Raw genomic sequence first — 2416 nt, 5'->3', positions numbered from 1 at the left:
TAGTAACCTTCTTTAGTTTCCTTATGGCTACCTTGGGCTTACATCATTTCGCACCCAAACTAAAAAAATATATAATTATAGCATTATCGGCTGCTATACTCCCGTTATGTTTTGCTAGTGTGACCTTATCCCAATCTAGTGATAATGATAATCCCAATCCATTGGAACTGACTGCTCCTGATCCCCTCCTTCCTTCCTTATCCCCAGACGAACCTCTCAACCCCTCCGAACGTTCTAGACTCAAGCAAGCGTTGGATGAACTGAATGCTGAAGCTGAAGCTGAATTCAAAGCTGGTAATCAATCCAAAGCCTTTGACATCTGGTATCGGGAAATCCGGCTGCGGCGAGTGCTAGGGGATCCCGTGGCAGAAGTGCAAACCTTGGGCAGAGTAGGAGGAGTTGCCTGGAATGAAAACAATAAGCAGTCAGTACAACTAATTACGGCACGCTTGGAAGAGATTCAGCAGGAAAATGAAGCAGAAGACTCGATCAATCTGCCACTGTTAAAAGCTTTGGGTAAGGCTTATGAACAGATTCGATTGCCAGGACAAGCTTTGACAGTCTATGAGCAAATTCTCGCTGATGCTCGAAACCAGGGCGATATGGCAGCGGTTGAGGCTACCTTGAAGACCATGGGTGAATTGCACATGGCTTGGTTTGATTATCCCAAAGCAGCAGAAACCTATGAGGAATTACTGGCTCAAGTTCAGACCGATGTTCCTTTGGAACCGCTTCGCGAACGCATAAATGAAGAAGTGGCTTATTTACAAGAGCTAGCTTATATCTACGACCAAGACCAACAACCGGACCAGGCATTGCCCAAAAAGCAGCAATTAGTGGACATTTACCTAAATCAAGGTAATGATACCCAGATTCCAGCCCTGAAAATTGCGATCGCATCTGACTACAACAGCCTCAATCAACCAGAAAAAGCTAGTCAAACCTATCAGGAAGCCTATTCCTTAGCCTGGTCTCTACAGCAGTTTGCCCATGCTAGCGAAGCACTACAACCTCTAGCACAACTTTACCTTACCTCTAAGCAGCCAGAGTTTGCCTTGCAAGTTTATGAGGTTTTGCTGCAAGTTGAACAACAGTCCTATAATTACTATGGCTTGATGAATACTTACGACAACATTGGTCAAATTTATCTGGATATGAACAATTATCCTCAAGCCTTAGCAGCATTTCAAAAGGGGCTAGACTTGGCTGAGTCATTGCAGCATCGAGAAGCTTATTTTGTCAATAAAATTCAGCTAGTCAATCGGCAAAATTTGTAGTAATATTTTAGGTCTATAGTTGTTAAAATAACGACTATAGTACAGGGAATCGGGAATCGGGAATCGGGAATCGGGAATCGGGAATCGGTACTTGTGTATCAAGTAGTTATCGATTAAGTTGGTATCTTGGCATTGCTGAATTAAGGAATGAATGCGCGATCATCTGTTTTTGTTAAAGCCCCCTAAATCCCCCAATTCTGGGGGACGCAAGAAAGTTTTGTTCCCCCACCGGTGCGCTTTCCGTCGGCGAATTAAATTCGCCACGGGTCGCACCGCAGAATTGGGGGGCTAGGGGGGCGAAACCATACCCAGAATTAGGAACGCCGGTATTTTGATACCAATGCTGGAAATTAGGACTACAGATCAATTTCATTTCCCTATCTTCCTATTTCCCTATCTTCCCATTTCCCTATTTTCCCATCTCCGGAGCTAGACAACCGCTTCACTCCTCACCTTGATCTGAATCATCAGAGTCGCTCAACAAATACAACAATGCACAAATAGCAGCAACAATACCTAACAATGGAGATTCAGTAGAGAGGGTTAGAACTAGTAACACAATTTCCAGAAGGGTTTGGAAGTTTTCGAGATTGTTCATGAAAATTGTTTCAGGTCAACTACAATTTCATCAAACCCTGGGGCTAAAGCAGTTCAAACCTTGGAAGCTGTTGAGCTGACGTGAGTTATGGCCAACTTATAATTCATTGCCGACTTGTACCTGAGTTGTACCTGAGTTGGGCTGAGTGACTATAAAAGATAGTTATAGTTTGAGTAGTTCATCGAACCGACAACTATGTCTCGCTCACTCAGAGTTCATCCAGAGTATATTGACCAGGTTAAATTAGCCCTTAAGCGCAACGGTTATCCTCGCCAGAAAGACTTAGCTGAGGAATTGGAGATATCTCTATCAACCCTCAATAATTATCTCAATGGCCGACCTGTCGATAACCTGAATTTTCAAGAAATTAGTGAAAAATTGGGACAAGACTGGAAAGCGATCGCTCTTCTAGATCAAGAAAGCACACCAAGCAATAGCAATGTTAATCCAGATCCGTGGAAACCGGATTTAGATCAGGACGAGTCTATCCCTGACGTTGACTATTATGTTGAACGTCCTCCCATTGAAACCACTTGTTATC

Annotated in this window: 4 protein-coding genes; 2 read left to right on the top strand and 2 right to left on the bottom strand. The window is 43.5% G+C overall.

Annotated features, from left to right (window positions below; translation table 11 throughout):
* Nucleotides 1-1277 (top strand): tetratricopeptide repeat protein (locus F6K37_RS38310; RefSeq protein WP_353839003.1); only part of this gene is annotated, 1277 nt, incomplete at its 5' end.
* Here the strand turns inward: F6K37_RS38310 and F6K37_RS38305 are convergent.
* A complete protein-coding gene (locus tag F6K37_RS38305) occupies nt 1254-1379 on the bottom strand; it encodes a hypothetical protein (protein WP_267872096.1) in 126 nt (41 codons plus the stop codon). The genes F6K37_RS38310 and F6K37_RS38305 overlap by 24 nt on opposite strands.
* A gap of 340 nt (nt 1380-1719) precedes the next feature.
* Nucleotides 1720-1875: a hypothetical protein gene (locus F6K37_RS38300; protein WP_287256321.1), complete on the bottom strand. Its 156-nt coding sequence runs from the start codon at nt 1873-1875 to the stop codon at nt 1720-1722.
* 195 nt (nt 1876-2070) lie between these two features.
* Here F6K37_RS38300 and F6K37_RS38295 point away from each other — a divergent pair.
* Nucleotides 2071-2416, top strand: a 346-nt coding sequence (locus tag F6K37_RS38295) for a helix-turn-helix domain-containing protein (protein ID WP_287256320.1), incomplete at its 3' end; no start/stop codon positions are given.

It is taken from the genome of Moorena sp. SIO4E2 (genome assembly GCF_010671945.1).
Lineage (GTDB): Bacteria > Cyanobacteriota > Cyanobacteriia > Cyanobacteriales > Coleofasciculaceae > Moorena > Moorena producens.
Note: the sequence above shows the minus strand (reverse complement) of the source record. Positions and strands in the feature narration are given on the sequence as shown.